20 protein-coding genes are annotated in these 14815 nt (G+C 62.7%); 13 read left to right on the top strand and 7 right to left on the bottom strand.

From position 1 onward, the window contains the following. The first annotated feature begins 34 nt into the window (after positions 1-34). The 6 genes from radC to ACM3N8_RS21760 all read left to right on the top strand — a co-directional run bounded on the left by radC (position 35) and on the right by ACM3N8_RS21760 (position 3707). Positions 35-709 (top strand): RadC family protein, encoded by a 675-nt coding sequence (gene radC, locus ACM3N8_RS21785; protein ID WP_043139626.1) that lies wholly within the window; start codon positions 35-37, stop codon positions 707-709. A 135-nt stretch (positions 710-844) separates the two neighbouring features. Beyond that, positions 845-1081, top strand: coding sequence for a 50S ribosomal protein L28 (gene rpmB, locus ACM3N8_RS21780; RefSeq protein WP_005321271.1), 237 nt, complete (start codon positions 845-847; stop codon positions 1079-1081). An 11-nt stretch (positions 1082-1092) separates the two neighbouring features. Continuing rightward, positions 1093-1260 (top strand): 50S ribosomal protein L33, encoded by a 168-nt coding sequence (rpmG, locus tag ACM3N8_RS21775; protein WP_005307500.1) that lies wholly within the window; start codon positions 1093-1095, stop codon positions 1258-1260. Positions 1261-1354: 94 nt separating this feature from the next. Next, the gene (locus ACM3N8_RS21770) at positions 1355-1810 is read left to right on the top strand and encodes a hypothetical protein (RefSeq protein WP_043139624.1); all 456 of its coding nucleotides are present in this window, start codon (positions 1355-1357) and stop codon (positions 1808-1810) included. A gap of 24 nt (positions 1811-1834) precedes the next feature. Further along, positions 1835-2647 (top strand): bifunctional DNA-formamidopyrimidine glycosylase/DNA-(apurinic or apyrimidinic site) lyase, encoded by an 813-nt coding sequence (mutM, locus tag ACM3N8_RS21765; RefSeq protein ID WP_290019814.1) that lies wholly within the window; start codon positions 1835-1837, stop codon positions 2645-2647. A 178-nt stretch (positions 2648-2825) separates the two neighbouring features. Further along, positions 2826-3707, top strand: a complete 882-nt coding sequence (locus tag ACM3N8_RS21760; protein ID WP_290019815.1) for a VirK/YbjX family protein — start codon at positions 2826-2828, stop codon at positions 3705-3707. A gap of 52 nt (positions 3708-3759) precedes the next feature. Here ACM3N8_RS21760 and coaD read toward each other — a convergent pair whose 3' ends face one another. Next, complete coding sequence (gene coaD / locus ACM3N8_RS21755) at positions 3760-4242, bottom strand: pantetheine-phosphate adenylyltransferase (RefSeq protein ID WP_043555919.1); 483 nt, start codon at positions 4240-4242, stop codon at positions 3760-3762. A 222-nt stretch (positions 4243-4464) separates the two neighbouring features. Between coaD and ACM3N8_RS21750 the strand changes: the two genes are divergently transcribed. Further along, entirely contained in the window at positions 4465-5508 is a 1044-nt protein-coding gene (locus ACM3N8_RS21750) for a glycosyltransferase family 9 protein (RefSeq protein ID WP_098981097.1), read from the top strand. 55 nt (positions 5509-5563) lie between these two features. Here ACM3N8_RS21750 and ACM3N8_RS21745 read toward each other — a convergent pair whose 3' ends face one another. Next, a complete protein-coding gene (locus ACM3N8_RS21745; protein WP_290019816.1) occupies positions 5564-6352 on the bottom strand; it encodes a glycosyltransferase family 2 protein in 789 nt (262 codons plus the stop codon). Positions 6353-6593: 241 nt separating this feature from the next. Between ACM3N8_RS21745 and waaF the strand changes: the two genes are divergently transcribed. Next, the gene (gene waaF / locus ACM3N8_RS21740; protein WP_098981096.1) at positions 6594-7709 is read left to right on the top strand and encodes a lipopolysaccharide heptosyltransferase II; all 1116 of its coding nucleotides are present in this window, start codon (positions 6594-6596) and stop codon (positions 7707-7709) included. A gap of 1 nt (position 7710) precedes the next feature. After that, entirely contained in the window at positions 7711-8976 is a 1266-nt protein-coding gene (gene waaA, locus ACM3N8_RS21735; protein WP_290019817.1) for a lipid IV(A) 3-deoxy-D-manno-octulosonic acid transferase, read from the top strand. A 69-nt stretch (positions 8977-9045) separates the two neighbouring features. Here the strand turns inward: waaA and ACM3N8_RS21730 are convergent, their stop codons facing one another. Genes ACM3N8_RS21730 through ACM3N8_RS21720 form a run of 3 tightly spaced genes read right to left on the bottom strand, consistent with a single transcriptional unit; the run spans position 9046 to position 11121 of the window. After that, entirely contained in the window at positions 9046-10305 is a 1260-nt protein-coding gene (locus tag ACM3N8_RS21730) for a PTS ascorbate transporter subunit IIC (RefSeq protein WP_290019818.1), read from the bottom strand. Positions 10306-10357: 52 nt separating this feature from the next. After that, a complete protein-coding gene (locus ACM3N8_RS21725; protein WP_043139596.1) occupies positions 10358-10645 on the bottom strand; it encodes a PTS sugar transporter subunit IIB in 288 nt (95 codons plus the stop codon). A gap of 32 nt (positions 10646-10677) precedes the next feature. Then, complete coding sequence (locus ACM3N8_RS21720; protein ID WP_290019819.1) at positions 10678-11121, bottom strand: PTS sugar transporter subunit IIA; 444 nt, start codon at positions 11119-11121, stop codon at positions 10678-10680. Positions 11122-11373: 252 nt separating this feature from the next. On the opposite strand from ACM3N8_RS21720, the gene ACM3N8_RS21715 reads away from it, so the two are divergent. The 4 genes from ACM3N8_RS21715 to ACM3N8_RS21700 all read left to right on the top strand — a co-directional run bounded on the left by ACM3N8_RS21715 (position 11374) and on the right by ACM3N8_RS21700 (position 14076). Further along, positions 11374-12396, top strand: coding sequence for a LacI family DNA-binding transcriptional regulator (locus tag ACM3N8_RS21715; RefSeq protein WP_098981092.1), 1023 nt, complete (start codon positions 11374-11376; stop codon positions 12394-12396). 30 nt (positions 12397-12426) lie between these two features. After that, complete coding sequence (locus ACM3N8_RS21710) at positions 12427-13407, top strand: MDR family oxidoreductase (protein ID WP_290019820.1); 981 nt, start codon at positions 12427-12429, stop codon at positions 13405-13407. A gap of 74 nt (positions 13408-13481) precedes the next feature. Beyond that, complete coding sequence (locus ACM3N8_RS21705) at positions 13482-13604, top strand: hypothetical protein (RefSeq protein WP_111589670.1); 123 nt, start codon at positions 13482-13484, stop codon at positions 13602-13604. A 136-nt stretch (positions 13605-13740) separates the two neighbouring features. Next, a complete protein-coding gene (locus ACM3N8_RS21700) occupies positions 13741-14076 on the top strand; it encodes a DUF2799 domain-containing protein (protein ID WP_042873408.1) in 336 nt (111 codons plus the stop codon). Positions 14077-14098: 22 nt separating this feature from the next. Here the strand turns inward: ACM3N8_RS21700 and ACM3N8_RS21695 are convergent, their stop codons facing one another. After that, positions 14099-14263: a hypothetical protein gene (locus ACM3N8_RS21695; protein ID WP_021140706.1), complete on the bottom strand. Its 165-nt coding sequence runs from the start codon at positions 14261-14263 to the stop codon at positions 14099-14101. A gap of 103 nt (positions 14264-14366) precedes the next feature. Further along, entirely contained in the window at positions 14367-14798 is a 432-nt protein-coding gene (locus ACM3N8_RS21690; RefSeq protein ID WP_043139574.1) for a flagellar basal body-associated FliL family protein, read from the bottom strand. Positions 14799-14815: the final 17 nt, after the last annotated feature.

Raw genomic sequence — 14815 nt, 5'->3', positions numbered from 1 at the left:
ATGTTTTCTCTCAATAGGCATGAGGGAGAGACAAATGAGCATCAAGGAGTGGCCAGAGGATGAGCGTCCCCGAGAGAAGCTGTTGCGCCAGGGGCCCGGCGCCTTGTCCGATGCCGAGTTGCTGGCCATCTTCCTGCGCACCGGTGTCAACGGGCTGAGCGCGGTGGATCTCTCACGCCAGCTGTTGCAGCAGTTCGGATCCTTGCGAGCACTGCTCGGCGCCGAGCAGTCGGCCTTCTGTGATGCTCATGGGCTGGGGCCGGCCAAATACGCCCAGTTGCAGGCGGTGCTGGAGATGGGCAAGCGTCATCTGGCCGAGCAGTTGCAGCGGGGCGATGCCCTCACCTCGCCCCAGTTGACCCGGGATTATCTGCAGGCCCAGTTGCGGGATCGGCCGCGAGAAGTGTTCGCCTTGTTGCTCCTGGACAACCAGCACAGAGTGATTCAATTCGTTGAACTTTTTTACGGAACCCTCGACTCTGCGAGCGTCTGGCCCAGAGAAATCGTGCAGATCGCGCTCAAACATAATGCAGCCGCCGTGATTCTGGCGCATAATCACCCGTCCGGCGTGGCCGAGCCCAGTCGGGCCGACCGCCAGATCACGGATCGGATCTTGGCCGCCTTGGCCCTGATCGATATCAGAGTGCTGGATCACTTGGTGATCGGTGATGGCATCACGGTTTCTTTTGCAGAGCGTGGTTGGTTGTAACTGGCTCTGGCACTGTATTAGTTGATCTTTGATCACGGATGCTGTATAAAATGCCGCCTTCTGTTTGCCCCGCAATCGAAGGCCAGCGGGGCAGATATTTGCTCGAGCAATGAAGTAAGATTTGGAGAGACTGACATGTCTAGAGTATGCCAAGTAACCGGCAAGCGCCCGGCAGTTGGTAACAACCGTTCGCACGCTAACAACGCTACCAAGCGTCGTTTCCTGCCGAACCTGCACACTCACCGTTTTTGGGTTGAGGGTGAAAAACGCTTCGTAAGTCTGCGCGTATCCGCAAAAGGCATGCGTATCATCGACAAGCGTGGCGTTGAAGTGGTTCTGGCTGAACTGCGCGCCAGCGGTGTTAAGGTATAAGGAATTAGATCATGGCTAAAGGTATTCGCGAGAAAATTCGTCTGAACTCCAGCGCCGGTACTGGTCACTTCTATACCACTACCAAGAACAAGCGCACCATGCCCGAAAAAATGGAGATCAAAAAGTTTGATCCCGTTGTTCGTCAGCATGTGATCTACAAGGAAGGCAAAATCAAGTAATTACTTGATGCTGCATTCCCAAAAAACCCGGCCTCGTGCCGGGTTTTTTTATGGCCGAAATTCAGTACACTGCCGGTTCGAAGGGAGGCTTGCCATGTTCAGATTGAGCCGCAAAGGCTGGAATAACGTGATCATAGTGGCCGTGCTGGCGGTGATCACCCTGCTGCACCGGCTGGAGATAGCCCAGCAGGAGAACAGCGCCCAGCGCGCCCGTCCCCTGTTGCCGGACAGCGCCGTCGTGCTCACCTGGCAGGGACCGAGCTGGCAGATCGAGCGCATCGGTCAGGGCTGGCGCAGCGGGCCGGATCTGGGGCTCAGCAGTGCCCAGCTGGCCGCTCACATAGAAGGCTGGCAGGGCTGGTTGTTGCCACCGGGTAGCGCCGTGCGGGGCACCCCGGTCACCCTCAAGATCTGGGTCGCCGGTCAGAGCGATCCGATTGAAGTGGGGCTCTATCAGGACAGTGGCAAGTTTGCCGCCCTGCTGCCCCCTTCGACCTGGCTCAGCCTGAGTCAGGAGCAGTACCGCAGCCTGCTGCGTCCCACCCCCTAATCCATTTTCGAACGAGAGGACCCCATGCCTGAATTACCGGAAGTCGAAGTCAGCCGCCAGGGCATCTCTCCCTGGCTCACCGGCATCAAGGTCACTCGCGTCGTGGTGCGGGATGGCCGGCTGCGCTGGCCGGTGCCGGGCGAAATCCAGGAGCTGGTGGATCTCGTCATCCACAGGGTCAGCCGCCGCGCCAAGTACCTGCTGCTGGAGACCGACTTCGGCACCGCCATCCTGCATCTGGGCATGTCCGGCAGCCTGCGGGTGCTGAATATCGGCACCCCGGCCGAGAAACACGACCACGTGGATATAGAGCTCGCCAACGGCAAGCTGCTGCGGCTCAACGATCCGCGCCGCTTCGGTGCCCTGCTGTGGACCCGTGAGCCGGCCGAGGCGCACGCCCTGCTGGCCAAGCTGGGACCGGAGCCGCTCACCGATGTCTTCAGCGCCGATTACCTGCAGGGGCGCGCCAAGGGGCGCAGCACCCCCATCAAGACCTTCCTGATGGACAATCATGTGGTAGTCGGGGTGGGCAACATCTACGCCAACGAGGCGCTCTATGCTGCCGGCATTCATCCCAAGCGGGCGGCGGGCAACATCAGCGCCGAGCGACTGGCCACCCTGGTAGCCGAGATCAAGCGGGTACTGGCCGAGGCTATCAAGCAGGGTGGCACCACCCTCAAGGATTTCACCAGCGCTGATGGCAAACCTGGCTATTTCGTGCAGCAGTTGCAGGTCTACGGGCGGGGTGGCCAGCCCTGTTTTCATTGCCACACCCTGCTCAGTGAAATCCGGCTGGGGCAGAGAACCACGGTGTTTTGCTCCCACTGCCAGCGCTGATTGGCCGTTATTTTGGCCAAAAACGGCCAAGTTGTAAGAGAGTATTTCCAGTCTGTTGAATATTTGCGCGCCCGTCACTAGTATCTCGACCGTTCAGGCAGTTTGAGAAAATAAAATGACAGCTAAATCAATAGACTGGGATCATTTATCCCGGCAGGGGCACTATTGTGCCCAAAAAATGGCCCGTTTCCTCTATCCCGATGACAGCGCCCGCAAGACCTTCAATCGCGCCAAGTTCGTGCTGCGCAGCCTGCTCTATCGGCAGCAGCTGAGCCGGGTATTCGAGCTGTTTCAGGCCGAACCCCTCAAGGCCCTGCCTGCCCACTATCCCGAGCTGCTCGACAAGCCGATGCGGCCCTACCGCTTTGCCGGCTCCACCGCGACCGAGCGGGCCGAGATGCTGGAGAACCACTACCGGCTGATGCTGGCCCGCTACCCGGATCTGATCGACCCGCTCTATCTGGGCGATGGCATCGAGCTCGGCCGCTATCCCGAGAGCGGCTGCCGCATCATATTGCGTCACGACGGTACCTTCCGCCGCGAGGCCGAGCTGGCCCTCTCCATCGTCGATCCGCAGGGCAAGCGGCTTTACAGCTGTGCCTTCTCGCTGGCCGGTACACCCAAGCGGCTGGCCGTGGTGATCGGCTCGGTACAGGGCCCGGAGCCCTGCATCGAGCAGGCGCAGGACAAGGTGCGTGCGCTGACCAAGGAGGGCCACGGTCTGAGGCCCAAGTCGCTGGTGGTAATGCTGGTGATGCAGCTGGCCGAGGCGATGGAGGCCGAGCATATCTCGGCGGTGCGGATGAAGGCGCACATCTATCAGGCCAGGCGCTACAGCAAGAAGAAGAAAGCCTGTCTGCAGGCGGATTATGACGAGCTGTGGCAGGAGTTTGGCGCCATCGATCTGGACACCAACTTCGTACGGTTGCAGCCTGCCCAGCGCAAGCCGCTGGAGGAGATAGCTTCCAAGAAGCGGGCCATGTACCGGCGTCGCTACGAGTGGCTTGACCAGCTGACCCTGGCGAGTCAGCAGCAGCTGGGCCCGCGTCTGGCAGGCTGAGATGCACAGGCTGCAGTGGCAAACAGGCTACCCTCGGGTAGCCTGTTTTTGATCACTTGCCCTGCTTGGCGGCAATTGCCTTGGCGACGATCGGGTCTACAAACTGGCGGATATCGCCACCGTGCAGGGCGACCTCTTTCACCAGGGTTGAGGAGATGAAGGAGTTCTCCTCCGCCGGGGTGAGGAAGACGCTCTCCAGCTCCGGCATCAGGCGGCGGTTCATGTTGGCCAGCTGGAACTCGTACTCGAAGTCGGAGACGGCGCGCAGGCCGCGGATCAGCACGTTGGCCTGCTGCTCTTTGGCGAAATCCACCAGCAGGCCGGAGAAGCCCACCACCTTGACGTTGGGCAGGTGGGCGGTCACTTGCTGGGCAAGCAGGACGCGTTCTGCCAGATCGAACAGCGGGCGCTTGCTCGGGCTGTTGGCGACGCCGACCACCACTTCATCAAACAGTCTGGCGGCCCGGCCAATGAGGTCGGTGTGGCCATTGGTGATGGGGTCGAAGGTGCCGGGATAAATTACCTTGTTGGTCATGTTGTTGAGTCCTGCAACCTGGGAATTTGGTCGCATTATAGGGTCTGTTGGCGTTTTGTCGCGACCGGGATGGGGTGAGTGCCGGGGCGAGGCGCTAAGTTTGGTCGTTCAAATCGCTGTCGCCTGGCGTCTTCGCTTGAGAATAGCCCTGCATCAGGCAAGAATACCCGCACCGCGCATCAAGCCTCCTTGCATTGGTGACAGGGAGCAAAGGGATTTTTTATGAAACGTATTCTGGTAGTACGCAATGACAAGATTGGTGACTTCATGCTGGCCTGGCCGAGCTTTGCCATGCTCAAGCGCTCCATGGAGTGTCATGTGACTGCCCTGGTTCCTGCCTACACGGCGCCGTTGGCCCGCCTCTGTCCCTGGATCGACGAGATCATCCTGGATCCGGGTTCACGGGCCGACAAGGAACAGCAACGTGCCTTGCAGGCGCGCATCAAGGCGGCCGCCTTCGATGCCTCCATCTGCCTCTTCTCCAACTCTCGCAATGCCATGCTGGTGTGGAAGGCGCACATCCCTTACCGGCTGGCCCCTGCCACCAAGCTGGCCCAGGTGCTCTACAACCAGCGGCTGATCCAGCGTCGCTCCCGTTCCCAGAAGCCGGAGTACGAATACAACCTGGATCTGGTGCGCCGCTTCCTCGCCGACCAGCAGGTGAGCGTGGTCACGCCACAGGCGCCTTACCTCAGCTTCGATCCCCAGAGCCTGCAGCAGGTGCGCGAGCAGGTCGCCACCCGTTTGAAGCTGGATGCCAGCCGCCCCTGGCTGATGGTGCATGCCGGCAGCGGCGGTTCGGCCAACAACCTCTCCATCGAGCAGTACGCCCGCCTCATCATCAAGCTCAACCAGGCCTGCCCCGAGCTGCAGTGCATACTGACGGCGGGGCCGGGGGAGGAGAAGATCGCCGAACAGCTGGCGGCCGAGCTGCTGGCCCACGGGGGCAACGGCTGGATCTACCGCTCCGACGAGGGGCTGCCCAAGTTCTGTCAGGTGATGGCCAATGCCGCCCTGTTCGTGGCGGGCAGCACGGGGCCGCTGCACATAGCGGCGGCGCTGGACGTGCCCACCATAGGCTTCTTCCCGGCGCACCGCTCGGCCACCCCGCTGCGCTGGCGTCCGCTCAACAGCGAGGGGCGCCACCTGGCGTTCAGTCCGCCGGAAGACAGCGATCACCCGGAAGACATGAGCCAGCTCGATCCCAAGACAATGGCGGCGGCGATCGCCCGCTGGGCACCGCCTTTCTGGCGGACAGAGAGCTGATAGCTACAAACAGGGCCCTTTCGGGCCCTGTCTCGTATGGGGGACTGCTGGCGGCTTACTGGTCAGCCTGATCCGGCGCCTGCGGCTGCTGGCGGATCCAGAGGTCGGCGTACTTCACGAAGGTGGAGTGGGCCGACAGTATGGCCAGCAGGAGCCCCTGCTTGCCATCGAGGAAGCCCGCCTTGAGCAGGTACATCTTGAGGAAGCAGCCCAGCGCATGCACCAGCCCCTGGCTGAGGGAACCCTTCTTGCCACGGGCGGTGCGCTGATCGGCCCAGGCCCTGGCATAGCCGGCGGACTTCACCAGATAGTGCTCCAGATCCCGATAGGTGAAGTGGAGCAGGTCGCCATGGATATTGACGATCTTCATGTTGGCACGCACCTCTACCTTCTCGTGCACCAGCACCTCGTTGTAGCTGGTGAGCGCTTTGGGGTAGAGGCGCAGCACCCGATCCGGATACCAGCCGCTGTGACGGATGAAGCGGCCAAACACCCAGGAGAGGCGCGGGATCGAGTAGATGGTATCGCTGGCCGGGTTGGCCATGACGGTGGCGATGGCCGCTTTCAGCTCGGGAGTGAGCCGCTCGTCGGCATCCAGCCACAGCACCCACTCTGACTGGACATGGGACTGGGCGAGGCGGCGCTGGCGACCGAAGCCCGGCCATACCGGGTTGACGAAGAAGCGGGCACCGAATTCGGCGGCGATGGCAGGGGTTTCGTCCTGGCTGCCTGAGTCCATGATGACGATCTCGTCCACCAGGCCATCGAGGGAGGCGAGGCAGGCTCTCAGGTTTTCGGCTTCATTCTTGACGATCAGGACGGCCGCCAGGGTCGGTTTTTTCACGGATTAAGGGCTCTTGTTGGCGCCCGGCTGGCGGGCCATGCTCGAATTGGCGCCCATTCTAGCCTAAAACGGCAGGCGGGGCATGGTTCCGGCGCCTATGGCGCGTCAGTTGCAAATGGCTTCTTTTTTGGCATGAGAGCGGGTGGTACGGGGATCTTCTGTTATTTCTCGGGCCATTCTTGGGGCATAATCTCGGCCAGCAACGATTAACCGCAGGGCTTGGCCCCAAGAGACGCGTGAGATGAAGATATTGGTGATCGGCCCCTCCTGGGTCGGCGACATGGTGATGTCCCAGAGCCTCTACAAGGCGATCAAGGCCAATCACCCCGACAGCGAGTTGCATGTGATGGCGCCCGCCTGGTGTGGCGCCCTGCTGGAGCGGATGCCCGAGGTGGACAAAGCCATCCCCATGCCGCTCGGCCACGGCGACTTCAAGCTGAGTGCCCGTCGTCGGCTCGGCAAGCAGCTGGCGGCGGAGAAGTACGATCAGGCCATCATACAGCCCAACTCCATGAAGTCGGCGCTGATCCCCTGGTTTGCCAGGATCCCGGTGCGCACCGGCTGGAAGGGGGAGCACCGCTTCGGCCTGCTCAACGACATGCGCAGCAACAAGTCCGCTTTCCCGCTGATGGTGGAAGCCTACCTGGCGCTGGCCTATCCCAAGGCGCAGATGAAGAGCCGGGCCGACATTCCCGTCATTCCCCATCCGTCGCTCAATGTCGATCTCATCAATCAGGGCAAGGCGCTGGACCGGCTCGGTCTGGATCGCGCCCGCCCCGTGCTGGTGCTCTGCCCCGGGGCCGAGTTCGGCCCGGCCAAGCGCTGGCCGGAAGGGCACTATGCCGTGGTAGCGCAGAAGCACCTCGACGAGGGCTGGCAGGTGTGGATCTTCGGCTCCGGCAAGGATGTGCCCGTGGCCAACACCATTCGCGACCGGATCAATCCCCTGTCGCGCCCCAATTGCCACGTGCTGGCGGGCAAGACCAGCCTGTATGAGGCGATCGACCTGATGGCGCTGGCCGGGCGGGTCATCTCCAACGATTCCGGCCTGATGCACATAGCCGCCGCCCTCAACCGGCCGCTGATCGGGGTCTATGGCTCCACTTCGCCGCTCTACACGCCGCCGCTGGCGGACAGGGTCGAGATAGTGCACACCGACATAGAGTGCCGCCCCTGCTTCAAGCGCACCTGCAAGTTCGGTCACCTCAAGTGCCTGATCGAGCTGATGCCGGAGCAGGTGATAGAGGCGGGCAGGCGGCTGGAGTGCGGCGAGTCGCCGGCTCAGCCGATCGCGCTGCAAGTGGGCGAGCCACCGCGCTTCGTCTCCGACCCGGGCAAGCGATCGGAGCCAAAATAGCATGGGCTATCGGCTGCTCTACAACCTGCTGATCCACCTGGGCTTGCCGCTGGCGCTGCTGGCGCTCTACAAGCCGAAGAAGGGCAAGCCCGGCTTCGGTGCACGCTGGGCCGAGCATCTGGGACGGACGCCCGCCAGCGGGCAGGAGGCGCCGCTCTGGATCCATGCGGTGAGTGTCGGCGAGACGCTGGCCATTACGCCCCTTATCCGGGCTCTCAAGGCCGAGCGGCCGGACCTGCCGATCCTGCTGACCACCACCACCCGCACCGGCGCCGAACAGGCGGCCAGACTCGGCGATCTGGTGGTGCATCGCTACGCGCCGCTCGACTACCCCTGGGCGGTGGCCGCCTTCCTCAAGCGTATCAAGCCGCGCGCCCTCTGGGTGATGGAGACAGAGCTGTGGCCGAATTGGCTGGCGGCCTGCGAGACGCGCCACCTGCCGGTGACCATCATCAATGCTCGCCTCTCGGAGCGATCCTGCCAGCGCTATGCCCGCTTCCAGGGGGCGTTCGACGCCTTGAGCCGGCCACTGACCCATCTGCTCTGCCAGCATCAGGACGACGCCGACCGCTTCCATCGACTTGGCATAGGTCGCGAACGACTGGCGGTGACCGGTTCCATCAAGTTCGACATCCAGCTGGGGGACGAGGTGCAGGCCAGAGGCCGTGCCCTGCGCCAGCAGCTGGGACAGGACAGGCCTGTCTGGATCGCCGCCAGCACCCATCAGGGGGAGGACGAGCAGGTATTGGCGGCGTTTGACCGGGTGCTGCACAGCCACCCGCAGGCCCTGCTGATCCTGGTGCCGCGCCACCCCGAACGGTTCGAGCGGGTGGCCGAGCTGTGCGCGCCTTATGGCTGTGCGCGCCGTACCGGCGACGCCCCGATCCGCGAGACGGACAAGGTCTATCTCGGCGATACCATGGGCGAGCTACCGCTGATGCTGGCGGCGGCCGATCTGGCCTTCGTCGGCGGCAGTCTGGTGAGGGTGGGCGGCCACAACCTGCTGGAACCGGCGGCGCTGGGCAAACCCTGCCTTACCGGCCCTGCCTACTTCAACTTCAGCGACATCACCCGCCAGCTGGTGGCTCAGGGTGGTGCGGCCCTGGTGGCCGATGCCGCCGCGCTGGGGGAGCAGGTGAGCGAGCTGCTGGCCGATGAGAGCCGGCGCCGGGAGATGGGCGAGCAGGCCCGCGCCGTGGTGCTGCGCAATCAGGGGGCGCTGGCACGCACCCTGTCCCACTGCCTCGCCAGCCTGGAAAACGACTGAATCCGGGCGGATGGGCACGAAAAAACGGAGCGCATGGCGCTCCGTTTTTGTTTGTCGTGGGGCTCTTGGTCAGCGCACGATCAGGCCAAGCAGTATGCCCACCACGCCGAAGTCGGAGTCGCTGAAGGTGGTGTTGGCGAAACCGAGATCCCCCAGCACTGGCAGCAGGAACACCGGCAATATGGTGAGCAGCAGCAGGCCGTTGGCGAAGGAGCCCAGAATGGCGCCGCGACGGCCACCGGTGGCGTTGCCGAAGACCCCGGCCGCTGCACCGACGAAGAAGTGCGGCACCACGCCCGGGATGATGACGGTCAGCCCCAGCAGGTAGAGCAGCACCATGCCAGCCAGACCGGCGGTGAAGCTCGACAGGAAGCCGATCAGCACAGCATTGGGGGCGTAGGGGAAGACGATGGGGCAGTCGAGCGCCGGTTTGGCGTTCGGCACCAGCTTGTCGGAGATCCCCTTGAAGGCCGGTACGATTTCGGCGATGACCATGCGCACCCCTTGCAGGATGACGTAGACCCCAGCGGCGAAGGTGATGGACTGCATCAGGGAGAACATGAACCAGTGTTTGCCCTTGGCTACGCTGGAGACGAACTCGGGGCCGGCGAAGGCGGCGGTCACTAGGAAGATGATGCCCATGGTGAAGGAGATGGCCACCGGGGTATCGCGCAGGAACAGCAGGCTCTTGGGCACCTGCACATCTTCACAGCTGTGGGCCTTGTTGCCGAACTTGGCACCGATCCAGCCGGCCAGCACGTAGGAGCAGGTGGAGAAGTGACCGAGTGCCACCTCGTCTGAGCCGGTGATCTGCTTCATGTAGGGGTGGGCGAGGGCCGGGAACAGCACCATGGCCACGCCGACCACCAGGCTGCCGACCGCGATCAGCGGAACGCCGCTCATGCCGCCGGCAGAGAGAATCACCGCCACCATCATCGACATGAAGAGGGTGTGATGACCGGTCAGGAAGATGAATTTCCAGGGGGTGAGGCGCGCGATCAGTATGTTCACCAGCATGGCGAAGAACATGATCATCGCCATCTCCTTGCCAAACGAGGTCTGGGCGATGGAGACGATGGCCTCGTTGTTGGGGACGACGCCCTTGATGCCGAAGGCGTGCTGGAAGATGACGGCAAAATCGCCGAGGGAGTTGATCACCAGGGAGGCGCCGGCCCCCAGGATGACAAAGCCCATGATGGTCTTGACCGTGCCCTTGATGCACTCGGTCACGGGTTTCTTCTGGGCGATCAAACCGATAAGGGCGATCAGGCCGACCAGCACGGCCGGCTCCGACAGCACGTCAAACATCAGAAAATTGAAAAATTCCATGGTCAGCTCCAAGCAGATGGAAGAGGCGGCCCGCAGGCCGCATGGTGGATCCTTAGAGTGCGCCCAGTTCGCGCAGGGCGATGGACAGCTTCTCTTTCATGGCGGCCTTGTCGACCATGTTGTCCAGCGACACCAGGCGGCCGTTGACTCCCATGCTGACGAGCTGCTCGGCGATGTCGCGGGTGGCCACAAACATCTCGGCGGTTTCACTGCCGGCGGAGGCGAGATCCCTGTGATCCACCTCGGCGGTTACATTCAGCTCCTTGAGGATGCTCTTGATGCTCATCTCCATCATCAGGCTGGTGCCCAGGCCGTGTCCGCATACAACCAGAATTTTCATCGTCTCTTCCTCTGTCGGGCGCAGGGCGCCGCTCAGTAACGCGCCAGGATGCGCAAAATATCGTTTTTGGTGTCGGCCGCCATGATGGCCGCCACGTCCTCTTCGTTCATGAACAGCTCGGCCAGCTGGGCGATTGTCTCCACGTGGGAGTTGCTGTCGCTGGCGGCAAGGGTTACCAGCAGCCGGACCGGGTCATTGCCCTCGGAGCCGAAGTTGACCCCGGTTTTCAGCACTGTCAGCCCCAGCCCGAGGCGGTTGACCCCGTCTTCCGGGCGGGCGTGGGGCATGGCCAGGCCCGGGCCCAGCACGTAGTAGGGGCCGAGCTCCTCGTGTGAGCGAAACAGCGCCGCCACATAGGAGGGCTCTATGGTGCCGTTGGCCAGCAGGGGGGCGGTGGCGAGCTCGATGGCATGATGCCAGTCGCGGGCACCCGCTTCGATGGAAATGACCTCTTCGGTCAGCAATTGAGTCAGCATGGCAATGATCCGGCTGGATGAGATGGCGCCAATCTAGCGATCTTGTCCCGCGATAACTGTGAGCGCGATCTCGAAAGTTAGCGCTACCAGATAGCGCTAACATCGAACTGTGATAGCGCTATCATTTCTATCATGGGAGGGATTCATCTTGCCCCGTCACTCGCTCAAAGGGGGTAAAATCCGGCTTGAGCAAATAGTCAGTGCCGCACTTTTGCCTTAAAGTGAGCACCCGTATGTCGAGGAAGGGAAGGGATGTCAGAAGCGAAGAAGCGCCGTAGCACGGGTCGGGTGACCCTCAACGATGTGGCCCAGCTGGCCGGAGTGGGGGCCATGACGGTGTCCCGTGCTCTGCGCACCCCCGAGCTGGTGTCAGACAAGATGCGCGAACGCATCGACGCCGCCGTGGATGAACTCGGCTACATTCCTAACCGGGCCGCGGGTGCGCTCGCCTCCGCCACCTCCCAGACCATAGTGGTGATAGTGCCCAGCCTGACCGAGCGCGGTTGCGGCGACATGATCGCCGGGCTGCAGCAGACCCTGCTCGATGAGGGCTACCAGATAATGCTGGGGGATGCCCAGCATCTGAAGCTGCAGGAGGAGAGCCTGCTGACCAGCTTCTTGCAGCACAACCCGGCTGCCGTGGTGCTGTTTGGCGGCGATCCCGGCGAGACCATTCGCACCCGGCTGCAGGCGGCCCGCCTGCCGGTGGTGGAGGTGGGGGCCATGGCGCGCCAGCCCATCGACATGAATGTCGGCGTCTCCAACTTCGATGCCGGCTATCAGCTGACCCGCCATCTCATAGAGCGCGGCTATCGCAACATAGGCTTTCTCTGCGCCCGCCAGGAGCAGTGGATGCTGCAACAGCGCATGCAGGGCTGGCAGAAGGCGCTGCTGGACAACTACCTCTCCCCCGATGCCATCATCAACACCTCTGAGCTGCCGAGTTTCAGCACGGGCGCGGCCATGCTGGGGGAGTTTCTGTTGCGCTGGCCCGAGCTGGATGCGCTGGTGTGCGTCAACGACGAGCTGGCGGCCGGGGTGTTGTTCGAATGTCAGCGTCGCCACCTGAGCGTGCCTGGCAAGCTCGCCATCGCCGGATTCGACGATCTGGACGTGGCGCGCGCCTGCTATCCGGCGCTCACCTCGGTCCGGATCCCCTATCGCCAAATGGGGCAGGAGGCGGCCGAGCTTATCTTGCGCCAGCTGGCTGGCGACCCCGTCATGGGCACGGCCCTGACCCTGGATTTTCAACTGCAGAAGCGTCAAAGCAGCTGATCCCGTTTCACACTCATCAAAGAGGCAACCATGTTCAAGGCTCTGTTACTGGAAAACCAAGACGGCAAGACCACCGCGACCCTGACCCGGCTGGCCGAGAGCCAGTTGCCGGCAGGGGAGGTGCGAGTGGCGGTGAGCCACAGTTCCATCAACTACAAGGACGGGCTGGCCATCACCGGCAAGGGCAAGATAGTGCGTCAGTGGCCGCTGGTGCCCGGTATCGACTTCGCCGGCACAGTGCTGGAATCGACCGATAGCCGCTATCAGATCGGCGACAAGGTGGTGCTGACCGGCTGGGGTGTGGGGGAAGGCCACTGGGGCGGCATGGCCGAGCAGGCGCGGGTCAAGGCCGACTGGCTGGTGCCCTTGCCGGCCGGGCTGGATGAGCGTCAGGTCATGTGCATCGGCACCGCCGGCCTCACCGCCATGCTCTGCGTGCTGGCACTGGAAGAAGCGGGCGTGACCCCGCAGAGCGGCGAGATCCTGGTGACGGGCGCTGCAGGCGGGGTGGGCTCCACCGCCGTGGCCCTGCTGGCTGCGCTGGGTTATCAGGTCGCGGCCATGACCGGCCGTCCCGAGGAGCAGGGAGCCATGTTGACCGCCCTCGGGGCCAGTCGCATAGTACCGCGCAGCGAGCTGCTGGAGCCCGCCAAGCCACTGGAGAAGCAGCTGTGGGCCGGGGCGGTCGACACAGTCGGCAGTCAGGTGCTGGCCAAGTTGTTGGCCCAGATGAACTACGGCGGCGCCGTGGCGGCCTGCGGGCTGGCGGGCGGCTTCGATCTGCCGACCAGCGTCATGCCCTTCATACTGCGCAACGTGCGGTTGCAGGGGGTCGATTCGGTGATGTGCCCGCTGGCGCGCCGTCAACTGGCGTGGCAGCGGCTGGCGCGGGATCTGCCCGCCAGTTTCTTCGCACAGGCGGTGACCGAGATAGAGCTGGAGCAGGTGGTGGAAGCCGCCGAAGCCATCACGCAAGGCCGGATCGCGGGGCGCACCCTGGTCAAACTTTGATCCTGCCTTGACTGGCGAGCCCCATTTTTCTGGATAGACTTTGAGTGCGGGTGCACTATCCAAGGAGAATGAGCATGGGTGGACACAAGCCGGATTACGATCTCGATGATGAATGGGAACCGGAATCCTGGGAAGAAGAGCTGGATGAATGGGAAGACGAGAGCTGGCAGGACGATGACCCTCTCGACGACCAGTAGTCCACACATTGAGCACACAGGCGGGCCTTGGGGCCCGCCTGTTTTTTTGTGCGGCTCACAGGAATGGGGACGAGCGCTTGGTCGGCGGCATCAGGCTGGCTAGAATGAACTGCCCAAACGACACTCAAGGATGATTATGCGACTCTCTGTCATAGTGTTTGCCGCCCTGCTGGGGGGCTGCGCCTCCCACTCGGATGATCCGTGCGAGAAGGTGTGGAGCGAGGTGGGGGAGGCGGATGGCAAGCTGGGCTTCACCACTGAGCGGGTCGAGTTTCACCAGACCCAGTGCGGCAAGAAGGTGGATGCCGAGTTGTGGAAGCAGGGGCACCAGAAAGGGCTGGCCTGGTATTGCCGGCCGGAGCACCTCTATCTGGCGGGCCGATCTGGCGGCGAATATCGCGGCGTCTGTCCCAACGACACACAGGCGCGCAGACTGTTCGAACAGGGGCGCCAGGGCTGGACCGATCAATAGCCGGCCGCGCGGATAACCTGTCTTACTCTTCTTTCAACCGCAGCGGCTGACACAGATAGCTCTTGTCATTGGCGCTGCGGGCGCACTTGCCACAGACAAACTTGGGTTTGCGCACTATCTTGCGCAGGGTCTTGAGATCGGCCGGGATCTCGCTGCGACGCCATTCACACAGGGTCTTGTTGCCCATACCGACTACCTCGACAGCTCAGTGGGGCCTAGTGTAATCAATTTTCATTTCGAACACAGCAATACGGCCACCCCAGGGTGGCCGTATTGCTTGCCTGTGTCGGTTACTGGTAGAGGAACTTGGTGAAGATCAGCTCGCGCACCGCCTTCTTGCCGGTCTCTTTCACCAGCAGCTCGTTGGCTCGGGTCTGGCACTCCTTGCGCAGCTCCTCGCGGTTCACCAGCGACTTGATCTGCTCGCCCGTCTTGCTGCCCATCAGGCGTATGATGGCGTCGCGGATCAGCGGGTCGTGCTGCTCCAGCAGCTTGAGATCGGCCTCGTTCTCGGCCATCAGCTCCACAGTGACCCGGATATAGCCGAGGGTTTTGCCATCGCTCAGGTAGTTGGTGATGATGTCGGGATCCAGCAGGTGATAGAGGAAACCCGGCTTGGCGGCTTCGGCCCCTTCGGCGGGCGGCTCCTCCCCGGACGAGGCCTGCGCGTGCAGGGCGCCACAGCTCAGTAACAACACCAGCAGAATTTTGAAGATCTTCATATAGATGGCTCATCAGC

Source organism: Aeromonas sp. A04 (genome assembly GCF_047780465.1).
Lineage (GTDB): Bacteria > Pseudomonadota > Gammaproteobacteria > Enterobacterales > Aeromonadaceae > Aeromonas > Aeromonas bestiarum.
The sequence above is the reverse complement of the archived record's forward strand: the minus strand, read 5'-3'. Positions and strand labels throughout refer to the sequence as shown.